This window comes from Planomonospora algeriensis (genome assembly GCF_977012225.1).
Genome location: NZ_CDRNDK010000604.1, coordinates 1 through 3,165 on the forward strand (window position 1 = coordinate 1; position 3,165 = coordinate 3,165).

4 protein-coding genes and 1 pseudogene are annotated in these 3,165 nt (G+C 56.7%); 3 read left to right on the plus strand and 2 right to left on the minus strand.

Annotated elements, in window-relative coordinates; translation table 11 throughout:
- The 3 genes and pseudogenes from ACWJ6R_RS33175 to ACWJ6R_RS33185 all read left to right on the plus strand — a co-directional run.
- Positions 1-208, plus strand: a pseudogene (locus tag ACWJ6R_RS33175) (hypothetical protein); the annotation flags it as partial.
- A 73-nt stretch (positions 209-281) separates the two neighbouring features.
- Positions 282-1,688, plus strand: coding sequence for a hypothetical protein (locus tag ACWJ6R_RS33180; RefSeq protein WP_449066006.1), 1,407 nt, complete (start codon positions 282-284; stop codon positions 1,686-1,688).
- A gap of 88 nt (positions 1,689-1,776) precedes the next feature.
- Positions 1,777-2,340 (plus strand): NUDIX hydrolase, encoded by a 564-nt coding sequence (locus ACWJ6R_RS33185; protein WP_449066007.1) that lies wholly within the window; start codon positions 1,777-1,779, stop codon positions 2,338-2,340.
- Here ACWJ6R_RS33185 and ACWJ6R_RS33190 read toward each other — a convergent pair.
- Both ACWJ6R_RS33190 and ACWJ6R_RS33195 read right to left on the minus strand, forming a co-directional pair.
- A complete protein-coding gene (locus ACWJ6R_RS33190) occupies positions 2,321-2,656 on the minus strand; it encodes a hypothetical protein (protein ID WP_449066008.1) in 336 nt (111 codons plus the stop codon). The genes ACWJ6R_RS33185 and ACWJ6R_RS33190 overlap by 20 nt on opposite strands.
- A gap of 37 nt (positions 2,657-2,693) precedes the next feature.
- Positions 2,694-3,107: a hypothetical protein gene (locus ACWJ6R_RS33195; RefSeq protein WP_449066009.1), complete on the minus strand. Its 414-nt coding sequence runs from the start codon at positions 3,105-3,107 to the stop codon at positions 2,694-2,696.
- Between the last annotated feature and the right edge of the window lie 58 nt (positions 3,108-3,165).

Below are 3,165 nucleotides of genomic sequence, written 5' to 3' on the forward strand. Positions count from 1 at the left end.
CACGCCCGGACGGCTGGCGGGCGGCGGGCCGTGCGGCGGCGCGCCGCGCCGCCGCCTTGATACCTACAAGAACAATTCGGCAAGGCTTTCAGTCAAGAAAGCAGACATGTTGACCACGGACATGCGACACAAAATCGACATAGTGGGCAAAATGTATGTAAGGGTGCGTTCGCAAGTAGGGCCCTTCACTTTTGGGTGCATGATGTAGATTGCTCCCATGACAGACCAATCCCCCCCGTCCAGATCTCAGTGTTGAGCCCGAACTCCTAAACATCGCTCAGATGCAGAGCGATATCGAAAGATATCAATCGCAATTCGAGGCATTTTCGGATCTAATCAATCTCGTCCCTCACGCGAGCGAGCTCGATTCGACAGAAAAGCGTTTTTCCGAATTGGGAAAAATGATGAAAACTCTCGATGAAGCCGAGCGTGAGAGGCTTCTGGAAATTTCAAACAAACATTTCTCCAATTTGGAAGAGTTCTCTCTTTCTGATTATTCTAGGGAGATAATAGAAAATCTTCCTTCCAGTGGAAGAGTGATGAAGCTCGTTGCGGAACTATATAAGTCATTTGAAAAAAAGCCTCGGACTCCAATCTTGCTAAATTCGCTTGTCGTGACAGCCGTAAGTGCTTTCGAGGTCCAGGTTGCAAATTTGGCTACGCATTTTTTCGAAGCACATCCGGAGGCATTGGATGCTGGACAAAAAGAGCAAGCAATAACCTTTACATTGAGTGATTTGAAAGGATTGGAAAATATCAAAGACGCCACGCGGATGGCAATATCAAGACGCGTCGAGAGTCTCATTTTTGGCAGCCTGGCCGATTGGCGTAAATTCTTTAAAGATCGAATGAATGTCGACATGGCGGAACTATCCATAGACTGGGATAAGACTAAGGAGATATTTCAGCGGCGGCACGTGATCGTCCATAATGGCGGGCATGCATCGAGGCGCTATATTAGCCAGGTTTCTGGACTCAAAGGTATCGAAGTCCCTGACGAGGGAGAGTATCTACCCTGCGATCAGGAATATGTGCATAGCGCTCTCGATGAATTGTTAACGCTGGGAATCTTGCTCTCCGTGGCGGTTGCGCTAAAAATAAATAAAGAAGCAAAAAAATATCTAATTGGAGAGCTCCTGCATAATAGCTATGAGGCGCTTGTTCGCAACCAGTGGCGCGTTACAGAAAAAATGTGTTCCTATGGGGCGGATAATAGCGAGAACGAGGAAAATAGAACTGTCTTTATAGTTAACCGCTGGATTGCACGAGCCAGAACCGGAGGCGATAAATCTATCCGTGCAGAGGTGTCTTCGTGGGACACCTCTGCACTATCGCGCCGCTACAAGCTTGCCAAATACTGCCTCCTCAAAGAGGATAAAAAAGCGCTAGAGTGCCTTGCTGATCTAGTGGAGGCTGGCGAAATCAAGCTCGAAGATGTATTGGAGTGGCCACTCCTTGAAGGACTACGTTCAGACCTTCGATTTTCTGTTATTATTTCAACATATCATGCCGAAAAAAAAGCAAATACAAGCGTTCAGCGATTTCGGATGTCCGCTAACTCCAAGGTTGTTCATCTGCAATCTTGCCCAAGGGCGAGAAGTCTGACCTTAGAAATGAAGCTCTCTGAAGTGATTAAACTGGATTGCTTGCCCTGTAAAATCTGTTCTCCAGTAATTCAATATGCATGAAAATATTCTCATTTTCCCATTGGGGTATTTTTTATACTTTCGCGAACTGCTGATGTACATTGGAACTATAAGGCTGTAAATTCTCTACGTGGCTACCAACGAAGAGCAGACGCGCTGGATTGTGCACGGGGAACGGCTGGTCTACGACAACCGGTGGATCCGTCTGGGCCTGGTCGACGTGGAGATCCCCGATGGGGAGCGGTTCGAGCATCACGCGGTGCATCTGGACCGGGCGGCTATCGCGGTGGTGGTCGATGAGCAGAACCGGGTGCTGATGATGTGGCGGCACCGGTTCCTGTTCGACCGGTGGGGCTGGGAGCTGCCGGGCGGCCTGGTCGACGCGGGCGAGGATCCGATGACGACGGCCGTCCGTGAGGTGGAGGAGGAGACCGGATACCGGCCCAAGGAGACAGAGCACCTGGTCACCTACCAGCCGATGGCCGGCATGGTGGATTCGGAGCACAGCCTGTTCCTCGTCCGCGGTGCTGACCTCGTCGGCAAGCCGACCGGTGAAGAGGTGGAAGCGGACCTCATCGAGTGGATCCCGCTGGCGGAGATCCCGGACATGATCGCCCGCGGGGACATCTGGACGTCGGGGACGTTGATCGGGTTGTATGCGGCTCAGGCGCGGCTCAGCACAAGGCGCGCTTGACCGCTCGGGACAGCTCCTCGATGCGCTTGCGCTGGCGGCGGGAGCCGGTCATGGTCGCCAACTGCTGGGCGCGCTGAATGTGCGGCTGGGCGGCCTCGGGCTCTCCTCCGGCCAGCAGGGCGTGGCCCAGGTCGCAGCGGAGTGCGGACTCGGCGCGGTTGTAGGTGCCGTCCATCCCGGCCAGCGCGGAGCGCAGGTCCTCGACGGTGCCGGGGTCACCGAAGCGCACCAGGCAGTTGCCGCGCCAGCGGGCCAGGTGGTGGCGGTCGAGCGACAGGTACGGCATGTCCTCGTCGGCGGCCCCGTCCGGCAGCAAGACGGCGGCCTGCTCCAGCGCGGTGCGGCAGGTGGCCTCATCCCCGAGGATGGCGGCGGCCTCGGCTTCGTCGGCGGCAAGCCAGGTCCGCAGGCGCGGGGGGGATGCGGTCGCGGTGGGTGGCGTGCAGGTATTGGAGGAGTTCGGTGGCTTCGGCCGGCCGTCCCAGGTCCATGAGGACGTATGCCTGTTCGCCGGAGACGTAGGCCAGGACGGCGGGGTTGTCGGCTTCGCGGGCGGCGGCCTTGGCGCGTTCGTAGTGATCCCATGCGTCGGCCAGGGCGCCGGTGTTGATGGCCTGCCATCCGGCCAGGGACGCGGTTTCGGCAAGGACGTGGGCGAGCTGGGCGCGGATGCCGGGCCGTACGGCGTGGCGGTGGACGTGTTCGATGTGGGCGATCTGGGCGCGCATCTTGTCGGCGATGGCCACTCCGCCGACGCGGCGGTCCATCAGGGCTCTTCGAAGTTAAGCGGGGTTGAGGTGCCCGCGGCTCTTTCGAGTGGTGGCG

Coding starts and splice junctions, on each gene's coding strand:
- ACWJ6R_RS33180 (WP_449066006.1), top strand. CDS start 282: ATGCAGAGCGATATCGAAAGATATCAATCGCAATTCGAGGCATTTTCG.
- ACWJ6R_RS33195 (WP_449066009.1), bottom strand. CDS start 3,107: ATGGACCGCCGCGTCGGCGGAGTGGCCATCGCCGACAAGATGCGCGCC.